Genomic DNA, 15834 nt, shown 5'->3' with positions numbered 1-15834 from the left:
AGCTAACACCAGATATTTTGACTATGCCGGTGAATCTATTTTTGTTTCAGAAAGTGTGTGTGATGATTATATCTAACTTCTCAGATAATCAAAACGTTACTATGTTGTATTTATTGATAGTATTTGGTATTACATTGAAATTCCTGCTTAGTTTTTTCTTCAAGTTGGCATTGGTATTTCTGGGCAGTGCTGCAATTAGTAAAACCCTGCATATTGACAGGGTATATGAAGAGGGCAGAAACACGTTGGAAGAAACAGAATACAGCAAAAAAAATCTGGATGACTAAATAATATCTAACTCAAAAATTTATGAAGCAAAAACCTGTTTTAATGAATTCTCCGTTCCTTATGCTTTTTATTAATACAAGAGTTAACGGAACCGGGTATCTTTTTGGGGGGGTAATTGCTATTCTACTGCTATGCTATCTCATATATACTATCGTTAAACCCGAAAAATTTTAATAAAATAATTAAGCTGTTATGAATAATGTAATTGAGTTGATCGTTTTTTTCATGGCTTTAATTTTACTTTCTCCCATTTTTGGCCGATACATGTTTAAGGTATTTACCGGCGATCATCATTTTATGAAACGAATTTTAGGCCGTGTGGAAAATTTCAGCTACCGGTTTTTGGGTATCGATAAGAAAGTTGAAATGGGATGGAAGGAATATTTGTTTTCTGTGCTGCTATTCAATGCAGCAGGCCTCACTTTTCTTTTTCTCATTCAAATTCTCCAGAAATTTTTACCTCTGAATCCTGCAAATCTTACTAACGTGCCGTGGCACTTAGCTTTTAATACCTCTGTCAGTTTTACTACCAATACGAATTGGCAGTCCTACGGCGGTGAGATAACGATCAGTTATCTGGTACAAATGTTAGGCGTGACGGTTCAGAATTTTGTAAGTGCTGCCACAGGAATTGCTGTTCTTTTAGCTCTTATGAGGGGACTTACATCAAAAACGGAGGGGAATCTTGGTAATTTTTGGGTGGATATTAACCGCACTGTATTATACGTGCTTCTTCCTCTGTCAATGATATTGACCGTTTTACTTGTGGGTCAGGGTGTCATTCAGAATTTTTCAGGATATGCTGAAGCCAGAACTCTTGAAGGGGCTTCTCAGGTTATCCCTATGGGGCCTGCTGCATCACAGATAGCCATCAAACAAATCGGCACCAATGGCGGAGGTTTTTTTAGTACTAACAGCGCACATCCATTCGAAAATCCTACTCCCTTCAGCAATTTTCTTGAGCTTTTTTCAATAATTATTGTGTCTGCCAGTCTTGTATTTACCTATGCTCACTATATGAAATCGAAGAGACAGGCCTGGACTATTTTTATTGTCATGCTGCTGTTGTTTTCCGTGGGTGTGGCCATTTCATTAAGGGCGGAATACGCATTTAACCATGCTATGAATGTTGCCGGATCGATGGAAGGAAAAGAAACCCGGTTCGGGATATTTAACAGTATTTTATGGTCAGTGACCACAACGGCTACATCCAACGGTTCTGTTAATTCAATGCATGATAGTATTTCTCCGGTTTCGGGCCTGGTGGCTATATTTAACATAATGCTCGGCGAGGTAATATTTGGCGGGGTGGGTTCAGGTCTGTATGGTATGATCATTTTTATTTTGCTCACCGTATTTATCGCCGGATTAATGGTAGGACGAACACCGGAATATCTTGGGAAAAAGATTGAAGCTTTTGAAATGAAAATGGCTATCCTGGCTGTACTGGCTCCCAATATTGTGATTAAACTCTTTTCGGCCATTGCGGTTACAGTGAAGCCTGGAATAGCCGGTTTAAATAACGCAGGCCCCCACGGATTATCAGAAATTCTATATGCTTTTAGTTCGGCTGCTGGTAACAATGGCAGCGCATTTGCCGGACTTAATACTAATACTGTTTTTTATAATCTGATGCTTGCTTTCGGTATGCTCATCGGAAGATATGGAATAATAGTACCGGTTCTGGCAATAGCAGGCAGTATGACAAAGAAGAAGATTACACCCGTCTCAACAGGTACTTTTCGCACTGACAACTGGCTATTTGCAGCGCTCCTGATCGGCATTATTCTCATTGTTGGTGGTCTTACATTCTTTCCTCCGCTGGCATTAGGTCCTATTGCCGAGCATCTTCTTATGAATTCCGGCGTGACTTTTTAATTTGTATATGGAAAATAAAACTGAAATAAAACTTTTTACAGGTAAAATAATAGTGAAATCAGTAAGAAATTCACTGTTGAAACTGAATCCTGTAACGCTTGCAAAAAATCCTGTTATATTCATTGTTGCAGTTGGTGCAGCAATCACAACCTTTATTTTTTTCAGGGATTTGATCCTGGGATTGTTTTCATCATTCAATTTCCAGATTATGCTTTGGTTATGGTTCACAGTTCTCTTTGCAAATTTTGCTGAAGCTATTGCAGAGGGAAGGGGGAAGGCACAGGCTGAAAGTCTGAGGAAAAGCAAAGTTCAAACACGGGCCAGGCGATTAGTGAACAAGCGAGAAGAGTTAATTCAGGCTACTGATCTTAAAAAAGGAGATATTGTATTATGTACTGCAGGAGATATAATTCCAGCCGACGGAGATGTAATTGAAGGAATAGCGAGTGTGGATGAATCGGCTATTACGGGAGAATCTGCACCAGTCATACGGGAAAGCGGAGGTGACAGGTGTGCGGTTACAGGAGGAACGCGGGTTATAAGCGACCAGATTAAAATCAAAGTAATTTCAGAACCCGGAAATTCTTTTATTGACCGGATGATTGCACTTGTTGAGGGGGCGAAACGACAGAAGACACCAAATGAAATTGCGCTTACTATTTTATTATCCGGTTTAACACTCGTTTTTTTGTTGGTGGTTGTTGCCATGCCTGCTTTCTATGGATACAGTCTTAAAGCATCAGATTCAGTCAATCAGGAAAACCTTACACTTCCTGTTCTTATTTCATTGCTGGTATGCCTCATACCTACAACAATCGGGGGATTACTTAGTGCTATTGGTATTAGCGGAATGGACAGATTATTGAGAAAGAATGTTATAGCTATGAGTGGAAAAGCTATTGAGGCTGCAGGTGATACCGATGTGTTATTGCTTGATAAGACCGGTACAATCACCCTTGGAAACCGCATGGCAACTGAATTTATACCTGCAGATGGCATAAATGTTGAACGACTTGCAGATGCCGCACAACTGGCATCCCTTGCTGATGAAACTCCCGAAGGTCGATCCATTGTAGTACTTGCCAAGGAAAAGTTCAATATTCGTGGCAGAGAGCTGAATCCTGATTCGGCAAAATTCATTCCCTTTACTGCACAATCACGCATGAGTGGGGTAGATATAAATAAAAACGGTGAGATACGGAGTATTCGAAAAGGAGCAGCGGACACTATTAAAAAATTTGCTGAAAGTCATAATGGGTTTTGTCCTCAGGCCGTAGAGGATATAGTAGACAAACTGGCAGGGCAGGGCGCAACTCCTCTGGTTGTGGTAGAAAACGACAGAATTCTTGGCGTAATACATTTAAAGGATGTCGTGAAAGGAGGTATCAGGCAACGCTTTGGACAGCTCAGAAAAATGGGCATCCGTACGGTTATGATAACCGGGGATAATCCCAAAACTGCTGCCGCAATCGCTGCTGAAGCAGGAGTTGATGATTTCATGGCTGAAGCAAAACCAGAGGATAAACTTAACCGAATCAGAGAAGAGCAGAACAATGGTCACCTTGTGGGGATGATCGGAGATGGTACTAATGACGCACCTGCCCTGGCACAGGCTGATGTAGGACTGGCAATGAATACCGGAACCCAGGCTGCCCGTGAAGCAGGCAATATGGTAGATCTGGACAGCAATCCTACTAAGTTAATTGAAGTAGTGGAGACCGGAAAGCAATTGCTTATGACAAGGGGTGCCCTGACTACTTTCAGCATTGCGAACGATGTAGCTAAATATTTTGCAATTATACCTGCTATTACTACTTCCATTTATGTTACTGCCCGGGGCATTTCTCCTTTGAGTTCACTGAATATTATGAAACTCAGTACACCGGAAAGTGCCGTTCTGAGTGCCGTCATATTCAATGCGCTGGTAATTGTCGCTCTTATTCCGCTTGCACTTAAAGGAGTTAAGTACAGACCCATATCTGCAACCCGGGTTCTGGCTTTGAATATTATTATCTATGGAGTAGGAGGTGTTATCATCCCTTTTATCGGAATAAAATTGATTGATATGCTTATTGTAAATCTACACCTGGTTTGATTCTAATATTCAGCAAATGAAGACAACAATTGTTTCTATAAAGGTTTTACTATTTATGATCTTACTGACGGGAGTTGTATATCCGTTAACAATGACAGGTATTTCTCAACTGTTATTTCATCATAAAGCTAACGGAAGTCTTATTTTTAAAGGAAATACACTTATTGGTTCTGAATTGATCGGACAACAGTTTGACAGCAGTATATATTTCTGGTCACGACCATCGGCAATTAAGTACAATCCCTTGCCATCATCCGGATCAAACTTTGGGCCTTCAAGTGATAAACTGAAGAATCTTGTAAGCGAACGACGTGCTCTCTGGTTAAATGCGACGAATCAGGTTGGAAATATTGATATTCCTGCTGAAATGATCTTTGCTTCAGCAAGCGGTCTTGATCCTGAAATATCTCCTAAGGCCGCATTAGCCCAGGCTGATCGGGTTGCTTTTTCACGATCATATACCAACAGACAAAAAAAACAAATGATGCAAATAATATCCGGTCTATCAAAGAAACCTCAATATTTAGTATTTGGTGAACCCAGAATAAATGTATTTGAACTAAATTTATCAATTGACAGTATCAGATAGAAATTATGGTTCCAGAAGAATTACGGCCTGATCCGGATGAGCTGCTTGCACAAATAAAAGAAGAAGAGGACCGGAACAAACGAGGAAAGTTAAAAATTTTTTTCGGTATGTGCGCCGGAGTGGGCAAAACCTATACAATGCTTCAGGCAGCCCATGCTGAAAAGTTTAAAGGCCTTGACATCGTTATCGGGTATATTGAAACACATAAAAGAAAAGAGACAGAGGAATTACTCGATGGCTTTGAACAGATTCCCAGAAAATTATATACGTATAAAGATGCCACTCTTGAGGAAATGGACACCGACAGTATCATTGCCCGTAGTCCTCAGATAGCCATAGTTGATGAACTTGCTCATTCCAATGCCCCGGGAAGCCGGCATTCAAAACGTTTTCAGGATGTTCAGGAGCTTCTCGAATCAGGTATCAGCGTTTACACAACGCTGAATGTGCAGCATTTGGAAAGCCGGTCAGATACAGTGGCACAAATAACCGGAATCATAGTGAGAGAAACACTTCCGGATGAAGTCTTTGAAAATGCCGATGAAGTAGAATTAGTGGATCTCACCCCTGATGAACTCATACAAAGATTAAATGAAGGGAAAGTATATACATACGAAAGATCAAAAGAAGCAATAACCAATTTTTTCAGGAAGGGCAATATTACGGCACTCAGGGAAATGGCACTCCGGCTGGTCGCAGATCGTGTAGATAAGCAGCTTCACGATTATATGCATGAAAAACGGATCCGGGGCCCGTGGAAATCCAGAATGAGTTTGCTTGTTGCAGTCGATTTTAATATTCAGTCAACCCGGTTGTTAAGATGGGCCAAGAATTTATCTTACTCAATGGGAGCCGGCATACAGGCCGTTTATGTTGAAACTTCTCATCAACTAACCGATAAAGAGCGTGAACAACTTGATAAAAATATTAATCTGGCCCGGCAATTGGGAATAAACTTCCGGATTATTACCAATTACGACAGGGTTAAAGCAATTGTGGATTTTTCTATCAAAGAAAATATTACTCATATCATTGTGGGCAAACCTCGTGTCCGTAATGTGTATTCCATGTTCCGTCTGGGAAGTTTTGTTAATAAGCTGATTAAATACAGTGGTAATATAGATGTGTATATTCTTGGATCTGACCGGGCATCAAAGGACAAATTTAAAGATCGTCTCACACTTCCTGCCTTTACGCCCAGTGTTAACCAGTATTTTATAACACTGGCAATAGTTATAACAGCTTCAGCAATATGCTATCTGGTGAAAGATTTTTTAGGATACCAGGTTGTTTCATTTATATTGCTTTTTCTGGTTTCGCTGCTGGCTGTTTTTTACGGTGTTGGACCCATTCTGCTGGCAGCCACACTTAGTGCCGCTATTTGGGATTTTCTTTTTATTCCGCCTCCGTTTACGCTGCATATTGATAAACCGGTGGATGTCCTTATGCTTATTATGTTCTTTATCATAGCCCTGTTAAATGGAATTCTAACTTCCAGGGTCCGTTTACAGGAAAAGAAAGTCAGAATCAGGGAGGAAAGAACCCATGCTCTTTACCAATTAACCAGGGAACTGGGAAGCGCCACAGGAATAGATGAAGTTTTAAATATTGCTGTACAGTCCATCCAAAGCTATTTTAAACTCGATTGTATAATCTTGCTTAAGGATGAATTTAATCAGCTTTCTTCCGGTTCTCTCAATCCGGGTGAAGTTTCTCTTACTGAAAATGACAAGACTATTGCTTCATGGGTTTTCAAGCATTCATTGGTTGCGGGAAAGTTCACTGATACTTTGCCATCAACAGAATTTACATTTTATCCGCTCAGGGGTACCAGTGGAATTATAGGCGTTATAGCGATAAAACTTCATGTCGCTTTCACACAGGGGGAAAAACTATTTTGGGAAGGAGTAATTTCCCAAATATCAGGGAAATTTGAAAGGGAGTTTCTTAGAGAGGCAGCAAAAAAAGCATTTGTTTTAAATGAATCGGATAAACTGTATAAAACACTCTTCAGCAGTATTTCGCATGAATTGCGAATACCAGTTGCCACTATTCTGGGTGCATCGGATGAACTGCTTACAGATACCTACCCAAGAGAAACACAGATAAAACTGCTGAATGAAATAAATACCGCATCGCTCAGGTTGAATCGTTTGATTGAAAACCTGCTCAATATGTCCCGGCTTGAATCCGGAAGAATTACAGTACGGCTGGACTGGTGTGATGTCCATGACCTTGCGGTAAAGGTGACTTCTTCTTTGAAAAAGGAATTGTCGAATTATCATTTTTATGTAGTGATACCTGAGAATACTCCACTTGTTTATATAGATTTCGGTTTAATTGAACAGGTATTATACAATCTGATTCTTAATTCCATTCAGAATTCTCCACCCGATACAAATATCCGGTTGAAGTTTTTTTATGACAATGGTTACCTTACCATACAGGTCATGGACAGAGGCAATGGATTTTTAAATGATGATGTACAGTCGTTATTCGATAAGTTTTACCGGGGAAAGAATGCAAAAGCCGGCGGAACCGGACTTGGACTATCAATAGTAAAAGGATTTGTGGAAGCGCATAACGGAACCGTTAAAGCCTCAAACCGGCAAAACGGGGGGGCTGTATTTACAATTGTTATGCCCGTAAAGGCCTCGGAATTGACCTTGAATGAAAAAGGTGAATGATCTTTAAAAGACATATATCTGATGGAAAACTCGCTCCTCATAATCGATGATGAAATCCAAATCAGACATCTCCTGGATATTACATTGTCTTCAAACGGATATAAGATATTTAAGGCCGGTGATGGCAGGGAAGGGTTAATAGCTGCTGCCAATTATCAGCCCTCAGCCATTCTCCTTGATCTCGGACTTCCTGATTCAGATGGTCTTGAAATTCTAAAAAAACTCAGAACATGGTATAATAGACCAATAATCATTTTATCTGTCAGGAACGCTGAAGAGGATGTGGTGAACGCTCTTGATCATGGTGCAAATGATTATCTGACAAAGCCCTTCCGAAGCAGGGAATTACTTGCAAGGATCCGTTCTGCATTACGGCAAAAAAATTCAGAGGAGCGTGCAGAGAATTTCTCTTTTGGAAATCTTGAAATAAATATTCCGGACTTTGTTGTAAAAAAGAAAGGCATCAATTTAAAGCTGACAAATACAGAATTTAATTTATTATGTCTTTTAGCCCGGAATGCAGGTAGGGTCCTTACACATCAGTATATCCTAAGGGAAATATGGGGTCATACTTATCTTGAGCAAACACAATATCTGCGGGTATTTGTGGCTCAATTAAGAAAGAAAATCGAAGATGATCCGTCACATCCGGTTTTACTTATCACCGAATCAGGGATTGGATACCGGTTTGCTTCTTAATTAAACCGTGTAATTGATTTTATACAGGATCCTGTATAGCCAGGGATAAATCATACAGGCAACACAAATGCCCAAAGCGGATTCAAGGAATGAAAACAATCCAAGGATTGCGGCAAGGCTTAAAGAAAGTGATGGTAACCCGGCTATCCCGGCTATCAGTATGCCTATGCTAAATATCAGTCCTACCCGTGCAGCAAATATTTTCGGACCCGCATTGATCATTTTTTTATCGAGCAGTAAAAGGCGTGATATTCCTTTGGATAAATAGGTCAGAAGACTGTATCTGGAAAGCTGCAATGATCTCAGTAAAAAGTCGGAAGCCAGGAAGACAACCGGGATGAGGTTTTGAGTCATTGCGAATATGATAAGTAACAGCAGGGTAAAACCTCCGTTCAGCCTTGCCGTTTTTTCATTGATCGTTGTTGCCGATACAGGACAGATTGCATAAGTTTTATTAAGTACCATCTCTCTTTGTGTTAAAATTACATGTATTCAATGCAAAAATACAGGCTATACCGGTTATATGAAATCACATCAAAGCGGTATTTCGCATACCGTAAAATGGGTATGCGGACACGCCTGCCAATCCGAACAATTTAGATGTTTATTTGTATTATCTGTAAACCAAATACTTCTGGTCATGAAAAACTACATTGTTCCGGTTTTCCTGCTGGCGCAGCTATTCACTTCATGCAATATGAATAAACAAAGCCCGGAAAATCATCCCGACAACCAGGATACCGTGAAGACACCTGACTCATTGAGGAATACAACCATGGGTGTGGTTTCATTAGATGTTATTGCAGAGAATTATTTGCTTCTGAAAAATTCATTAGGTGAGGACAACGATGCAGGCGCCGCAAAGGCCGGTGATAAGCTACAAAGTGTTCTTATGGAATATAAAGCAAAATCCTCTGATAAATCAAATGGCGAAATCCTTGATGATGCTTCAGAGCATGCGGAGCATATTGGAAAAAGCAAAGGGAACATAGCGCACCAGCGGGAACATTTCGATTTTCTGAGCAGGGATATTTATGACCTGTTTAAATCGGACAAATATTCTGATAGTTTGTATAAATTGAATTGCCCGATGTTTAATGACGGCAAAGGCGCATTCTGGATCAGTGAGAATGGCGATAACCATAATCCGTATTTTGGTAAAAGTATGCCTGCTGATGGCGTTAAAGGAGAGAAACTATAAAGTTATGTCGATATTTAAAGGTTTAGGCGCAATATTTAAAAAGACGTTTAAGACATGGATGGATCTTGATCCGTTTCGTGAAGGAGCTGTAATTGCATATTATGCGATTTTTGCATTGCCGGGTCTGCTGGTTGTTGTTGTTACAGTGGCCGGATACTTTTTCGGACATGAGGCAGTTACCGGCCAGGTGCAGAAACAAATATCAGGCGCCATGGGCGAGGATACTGCCAAACAGGTGCAGCAGATGATGGCCAGTGCTTCGCAGAGCAAAGATTCTATCTGGGCAACGATTATCGGAATTATCTCAATCCTTGTGGGTGCAACAGCCGTTTTTTCAGCACTTCAAAAATCACTGAATAATATCTGGAATGTTAAGGCAGACACAAAGAAATCGGGAATTCTTACCTACCTGAGAGTCCGTTTTTTTTCATTTGGCCTTGTATTGTCAATCGCTTTCCTGCTGCTAATTTCACTGGTGGTATCATCTGTACTTTCAGCCCTGAGCGATTGGGTAAGGCAGCATTTGAGTGATTCATTACTTGTAATTTTCGCTGTACTCAATTTTATCTTCTCCCTGGCTGTGATTACCGTTTTATTTGCACTGATGTTTAAATTTCTTCCGGATGCAAAAATCAAGTGGAGGACAATCTGGGTAGGCGCCTTCGTTACTTCTCTATTATTTACGCTCGGAAAAACTGCACTTGGTCTCTATTTCGGTAAGGCAAATCCGGCATCAGGCTATGGGGCTGCGGGATCCATTGTGCTGATCCTGCTGTGGACTTCCTATTCGTCCATGATTGTATTTTTCGGAAGTGTTTTTACAAAGGTTTACAACACGGAACACTATGGGGAAGCTCCTCCTGCTCCATATGCCGTAAAAGAGGAACAACCACATAAACTGGTATAATGCCATAAGTCATATTTTTTAGATGCTTTTCATCTTATTTTGCGAATTGTTCTCACCCTAACATTCAAAAAGTAATTACAATATGAAAAGCATTCCATTTATCTTTGCAGCCTCATTGCTGATCCTGCTTTCAGGATGTAAAAAGAAGACTATGCACGAAAATCCATTTCTGACGGAATACCAGACTCCTTTCCAGGTTCCGCCATTTGATAAGATTGACACCACAGATTATGTGCCTGGTTTCGAAGAAGGCATTAAACAGGAAAATGAAGACATTGATAAAATTGTGAATAATGCTTCCGCTCCTGATTTCAATAATACAATTCTCGCTTACGACAGGTCCGGCAAACTTCTGACCAGGGTTTCGAAAGTTTTTTACAACATTAACAGCGCCAATACAAATGATCAGATGCAGGCAATCGCCAGGCATATTGATCCGATGATGTCAAAACACAGGGATGACATCTATCTGAATGAAAAACTTTTCCAGCGTATCAAAGCGGTTTATGAAAAAAGAAACGAATCTGGTCTTGATTCACAGCAAATCAGGGTGACCGAAAAATATTATCATGATTTCGAAAAAAGAGGCGCCAATTTACCTGCAGATAAAAAAGAGGAACTGCGAAAACTAAATGCCGAATTGTCTATGCTTTCACTGCAGTTTGGCGAAAACCTGCTCGCAGAAACAAATAAGAACTTTAAACTTATCATTGAAGATTCAGCTGATCTCAACGGGCTTCCCGCAGGAGTAAGGGAATCCGCAGCTGCAGCTGCCAAAAATGCCGGTGTAAACGGATGGATATTCACACTTGATAAACCAAGCTGGATTCCTTTCCTTCAATATTCGAATAAAAGAGACTTACGCGAGAAATTATACAGGGGTTATTTCATGCGTGGAGATAATGGCAATGCCAATGATAATAACGAAATTGTCAAAAAAATCGTTGATCTGAGGGTAAAGAAGGCTAATATCCTTGGTTTCCCGACATTCGCCGATTATGTGATTGAAGAGAATATGGCCAGAACACCCGGCAATGTTTATGATTTTCTCATGAAATTATGGAAACCGGCATTACCGAATTCAAAAAAAGAAGTGGCAGAAATGCAGAAATTAATTGACCGCGAAGGAGGTAATTTTAAACTTCAACCATGGGACTGGTGGTATTATGCTGAGAAAGTAAGGAAAGAAAAATATGATCTTGACGACAGTCAGCTCCGGCCGTACTTTAAGCTCAGCGGTGTAAGGGATGGAATGTTTATGGTGGCTAATAAACTGTATGGAATTACCTTTACACAAAGAACTGACCTGCCGGTTTACGAAAAAGATGTTGAAACTTTTGAAGTAAAGGAAGCGGATGGCAAACCTCTCGGAATTCTTTATCTTGATTATTATCCAAGGCCCGGTAAGGGAGCAGGCGCCTGGTGTACTGATTTCCGCTCGGCAATTACCGAAAACGGACAAAGGATAGATCCGGTGGTTTCAGTTGTATGCAATTTTACAAAACCATCAGGTAGTTCACCATCATTGCTCACGTGGGATGAGGTAACCACACTATTCCATGAATTCGGTCATAGCCTGCATGGATTGTTTACACAGGGAAGTTTTTACAGGACGGCGGGAAGTGTTCCGAGCGACTATGTTGAATTACCCTCGCAAATTATGGAAAACTGGGCCGGTGAACCTGAAGTGCTGAGGTCATATGCAAAGCATTTTGAAACAGGTGCACCTATTCCCGAGGAATTAATTGCCAAGATTCAGAAAAGCTCTCTTTTCAACCAGGGATTTGAAACCGTGGAATACCTTGCTGCATCACTTCTTGACATGGATTATCATACAATAGGCGATTCTCTCAAAGGCAGCGTTCGTGATTTTGAGAAAGAAGCCATGAATAAAGTAGGATTGATCCCGGAAATCCTTCCCAGGTATCGTAGCACGTATTTTGCCCATATTTTTGACGGTGGTTATGCTGCAGGATATTATGTGTACATCTGGGCAGCAGTTCTGGATGCCGATGCCTTCAGTGCATTCAAGGAATCAGGTGATATTTATAACCATGAACTGGCAGTAAAATTCAGAAAATACTGCCTTGCCGAATCCGGTGATGATGAAGGTATGATTCAGTATAAAAAATTCAGAGGCGCAGATCCTTCCGTTGAACCGTTACTTAAAAGAAGAGGATTGAAATAATATTATATATTCTATTTTAATAAGCCCTCATAAGCATTGTTTATGAGGGTTTTTTGTTGATATATAGTAACTTGACAATAAGATATATCGTATAAACGTTTTGTTAAAACATTAAACAAAACACCGTTATGAAAATCATTTATTTGTTCACCATTCTGATTTTATCATCCATTCTTTTGTCTTGTGAGAAGGATGATGGCCCAAACAAGGATCCCGGAGACGAACATTTCGCAGGTGTAACAGTAGCGAGCTACCAGGTGGCCACTGAGGACATGCTCCGCTCCATTCCTGAGGAATATATTACAGCTGCCCGCAATAACCTGCATGTTGCCTACCAGCATACATCACATGGCACACATGTATCTTACGGTTTATATGGATTACAGGATTATAAGGCCGGAGATGATGTGTTATTCGGAATTGCAGAAAACCAACCGGGTAAACTTGATTTCCGTGATTATGCTCTTTCATCATATGCCGAAGAAGGAGTCGACGCTGCCGATCTGAGCAGGGATGAGACCGCTTTCATCCAGACAACTCGGAATTATCTTGATGATCCTGACAATGCTGAGATCAATGTTATTATGTGGTCATGGTGCAGCATATCAGGTCATTATGTAACTGAAAATTATCTTCCGGGTATGCAGCAACTCATCAGCGAATATGCACAGGGAGGAAGCAAAATCGGAACCGGTGAAGGACAACGAGCAAACCCGGTTACGTTTATTTTTATGACGGGGCATGCCGAAGGGAATTCAAATCCAGGTGAAAGGCAACCAAAAAGCCAGGCAGATACTATCATAGGTTATTGTAATGCCCATGGATACCTGTGTCTTGATTATTTTGGTATCGACACTCATGATATGGATGGAACATACTGGAATGATGCCGATGATAACGGAAATTCCGTTTTATACGGCGGAAACTTCTACCAGGATTGGCAGGATGAGAATACAGAAGGGAATGGTTACTTTTTCAATAAATCGGGTCCTGGTGGTCAGGTGACATACGGTGAACATAATACCCAGCACATTACAGCAAATCGTAAGGCCTATGCCATGTGGTATTTGCTGGCACGAATAGCAGGCTGGGACGGCAATTCGCAGTGATATTATTTCAGGCTTTTTCTAAGAGTCCTGATCCAGTTTCCATGCATAATCTTTTCAATATCGGGTTGCCTGAATCCTTCAGATTGGAGCAACCCGGTAATTTTTTGGAGATCGGCTATGGTATCAATTTCAACAGGACTCTGTTCCTTTCCGAATGCACCATCCAGGTCGGAGCCGATCGCTGCATGATTTGAATTTCCGGCCAGTTCACAAATGTGCTGAATATTACGAATCGCATGTCTGAGGCTTACCCCTGTATTTTCAGGTGTGGATTCACCTCTTTTCCAATCGCGAACCATCATCCAGGCATCAAGGGCTATGCCGATCACCGCATCACGCCTTATTAATTCCTTAATCTGGTCGTCGGATAACTGCCTGTTGTGCGGTACAAACTCCCTGCAGTTATTATGACTGGCCCAAACCGGACCTTTGTAGATATTCAGCGCTTCAAAAAAACATTCATCATTAAGGTGAGAGATATCCAGGATCATTCCCAGCCGGTCCATTTCTTTAAGAAGGTCTTTACCTGCAGCAGGCAGTCCTCCTGTGGTATCTGTTCCACCGGCATAAGTTCCCGGGCCATAGTGAGCAGGACCGATCGCCCGTAAACCATAATTCCAGGCTATTTCAAGGTATTTCAGATTTACTATAGAATCGGCTCCCTCAAGGCTCAGTAGATAACCTATCGGGGTATTTTCTTTGTCTTGTTCCCATTTGCTGAGATGTTTTTCAAGAGAATCTCTGCCGGTGATCTGAACCATGTGACCGGCCTCTTCCATGCACCTGTACCAGGCCAGCTGGCCCTGCGTCATTGCCCAGGCCTGGGCCGGTGAATGCCAGCCGGGCAACCGGCTGCCTGGTTTTACATAGCGTGCAATCTGGGTGGCAAAACACAAGCCGACGTTACCTTTCCTCATTTCAGAGAAGCTTACGGTTCCCCGGCCTCGATCCGGTTTGTCAGTCATTCCTTTTTCTCTCTGCCGGATCGCTTCAATACCCAGTGTAAAATCGCGATTCCATTCGAGTGCATTCATCGAAAGATCAAGGTGCCCGTCAATGATCAGATCCGTCATTTCTGCAGAGTTATATTGTTATTTTTCTGTCACGTGCATCAATCTTCCATTCCCCTGAAACTTTGCCGTCTTTTACTGTCAGGGCAAACGGGTATCTTGGAACCGTGGGGCATATATGCCAGGGTATGGCGTAGAATTTGTCGCCCGGACTGAAAAAATCAGCCCTGGGAGTTTCAATAACCAGGTGCTCCTCGCTGTGATTCACGTAATTCTTTACTTCAATGTTCATCAGTTTAAGTCGTGGATGAGGCATTTCAGCGGATATGGCCTTATGGCCCAGGTCAAGGCACAGAAGATTTTCCGAAGGCTTACTGATAACGCTTGTAACAATTACAGCGGCATGAAGGAAATCAAGATCGCTGAAATTCACCGAGTAACCATAATCCCATAGCAGGCAGGTCCCCGGGCTCAATTCCGTCTTGTTTCGTTTAGCATGAACCGGGAAGGTAGGAGTTCCGCCTGCAACGATTGCCGGTTCGCTCAGGCCCGATGCAACGATGCCTGATACCAGGCGGCTCACATCCCTGAAAGCAGTGTTACAAATATCCGTTCTTTTAAGAACTTCGTGCTCATGAATGTGCCCGTCGTAAACATGAAGGCCGGCCACATTAAGATTCGGCATTTCAGAGGCTTTCATGTAAAGGTCTGCTGCAAGCAAAGGTTCAATACCTGTCCTGTTCATGCCATTATTGATATCTATCCAGACATTAATCTTGATGTTCTTACTGCCCGCTGTTTCATTCAACCGGTTAATAACAAGAAGATTATCGGCTATTGTTGAAAAAGTAGCCTGTTGAAAATGAGCAATCAGATCAAAATACCGGATCATTTGGATCCCGACCGGCTGAAAGGCAAGAAGAATATCTTTACCACCGGCCTGTGCGGTCATTTCAGCTTCAGCAATGGTTGAGCATTTGAATTTTGTAATGCCATGACGGATCTGAAGTTTTATAACCTCAGCCATCTTATGTGTCTTTACATGGGGCCGTAACCTTTCAGGTGATCCTGCTATTCTGATCATGCGCCGGATGTTCTCCTCTATCCGGTCAGGATAGATGAGCAGGGCAGGGGTTTGTATCATGCTCAGATCATATAACTCGTACCAATTCTGCATAAACCG

The 15834-nt window shown here is 41.5% G+C and carries 13 protein-coding genes; 10 read left to right on the top strand and 3 right to left on the bottom strand.

All coding sequences use genetic code 11. The features are described 5' to 3' along the window. Window positions 1–101 precede the first annotated feature (101 nt). From VK179_09100 to VK179_09075, 6 genes are all read left to right on the top strand, one after another. Window positions 102–287 (top strand): hypothetical protein, encoded by a 186-nt coding sequence (locus VK179_09100; protein HLO58884.1) that lies wholly within the window; start codon window positions 102–104, stop codon window positions 285–287. A gap of 193 nt (window positions 288–480) precedes the next feature. After that, the gene (gene kdpA / locus VK179_09095; GenBank protein ID HLO58883.1) at window positions 481–2166 is read left to right on the top strand and encodes a potassium-transporting ATPase subunit KdpA; all 1686 of its coding nucleotides are present in this window, start codon (window positions 481–483) and stop codon (window positions 2164–2166) included. 7 nt (window positions 2167–2173) lie between these two features. Then, window positions 2174–4261 carry a potassium-transporting ATPase subunit KdpB gene (gene kdpB / locus VK179_09090; protein ID HLO58882.1) on the top strand — a complete coding sequence of 696 codons (2088 nt, stop codon included), beginning with the start codon at window positions 2174–2176 and terminating at the stop codon, window positions 4259–4261. 16 nt (window positions 4262–4277) lie between these two features. Beyond that, window positions 4278–4850, top strand: a complete 573-nt coding sequence (gene kdpC / locus VK179_09085; protein HLO58881.1) for a potassium-transporting ATPase subunit KdpC — start codon at window positions 4278–4280, stop codon at window positions 4848–4850. A gap of 5 nt (window positions 4851–4855) precedes the next feature. After that, a complete protein-coding gene (locus VK179_09080; protein HLO58880.1) occupies window positions 4856–7537 on the top strand; it encodes a sensor histidine kinase KdpD in 2682 nt (893 codons plus the stop codon). A 21-nt stretch (window positions 7538–7558) separates the two neighbouring features. Continuing rightward, window positions 7559–8236, top strand: coding sequence for a response regulator transcription factor (locus tag VK179_09075; GenBank protein HLO58879.1), 678 nt, complete (start codon window positions 7559–7561; stop codon window positions 8234–8236). On the opposite strand, the gene VK179_09070 is transcribed toward VK179_09075, so the two are convergent. Then, entirely contained in the window at window positions 8237–8701 is a 465-nt protein-coding gene (locus VK179_09070) for a DUF4395 domain-containing protein (GenBank protein ID HLO58878.1), read from the bottom strand. It abuts the gene before it with no gap. A gap of 175 nt (window positions 8702–8876) precedes the next feature. Here VK179_09070 and VK179_09065 point away from each other — a divergent pair, with 175 nt between their 5' ends. The 4 genes from VK179_09065 (at window position 8877) to VK179_09050 (ending at window position 13641) form a co-directional block, all read left to right on the top strand. Then, complete coding sequence (locus VK179_09065; protein ID HLO58877.1) at window positions 8877–9437, top strand: DUF3347 domain-containing protein; 561 nt, start codon at window positions 8877–8879, stop codon at window positions 9435–9437. A gap of 4 nt (window positions 9438–9441) precedes the next feature. Beyond that, window positions 9442–10344 (top strand): YihY/virulence factor BrkB family protein, encoded by a 903-nt coding sequence (locus VK179_09060; protein HLO58876.1) that lies wholly within the window; start codon window positions 9442–9444, stop codon window positions 10342–10344. 82 nt (window positions 10345–10426) lie between these two features. After that, entirely contained in the window at window positions 10427–12532 is a 2106-nt protein-coding gene (locus VK179_09055) for a M3 family metallopeptidase (GenBank protein ID HLO58875.1), read from the top strand. 128 nt (window positions 12533–12660) lie between these two features. After that, on the top strand, window positions 12661–13641 hold the full coding sequence (locus tag VK179_09050; protein ID HLO58874.1) for a hypothetical protein: 981 nt from the start codon (window positions 12661–12663) through the stop codon (window positions 13639–13641). A gap of 2 nt (window positions 13642–13643) precedes the next feature. Here the strand turns inward: VK179_09050 and VK179_09045 are convergent, their stop codons facing one another. Both VK179_09045 and VK179_09040 read right to left on the bottom strand, forming a co-directional pair. After that, a complete protein-coding gene (locus VK179_09045) occupies window positions 13644–14714 on the bottom strand; it encodes a membrane dipeptidase (GenBank protein HLO58873.1) in 1071 nt (356 codons plus the stop codon). Window positions 14715–14724: 10 nt separating this feature from the next. Continuing rightward, window positions 14725–15828: a D-TA family PLP-dependent enzyme gene (locus VK179_09040; GenBank protein ID HLO58872.1), complete on the bottom strand. Its 1104-nt coding sequence runs from the start codon at window positions 15826–15828 to the stop codon at window positions 14725–14727. Window positions 15829–15834: the final 6 nt, after the last annotated feature.

The sequence above is a fragment of the Bacteroidales bacterium genome (genome assembly GCA_035299085.1).
Taxonomy (GTDB): domain Bacteria; phylum Bacteroidota; class Bacteroidia; order Bacteroidales; family UBA10428; genus UBA5072.
Note: the sequence above shows the minus strand (reverse complement) of the source record. Positions and strands in the feature narration are given on the sequence as shown.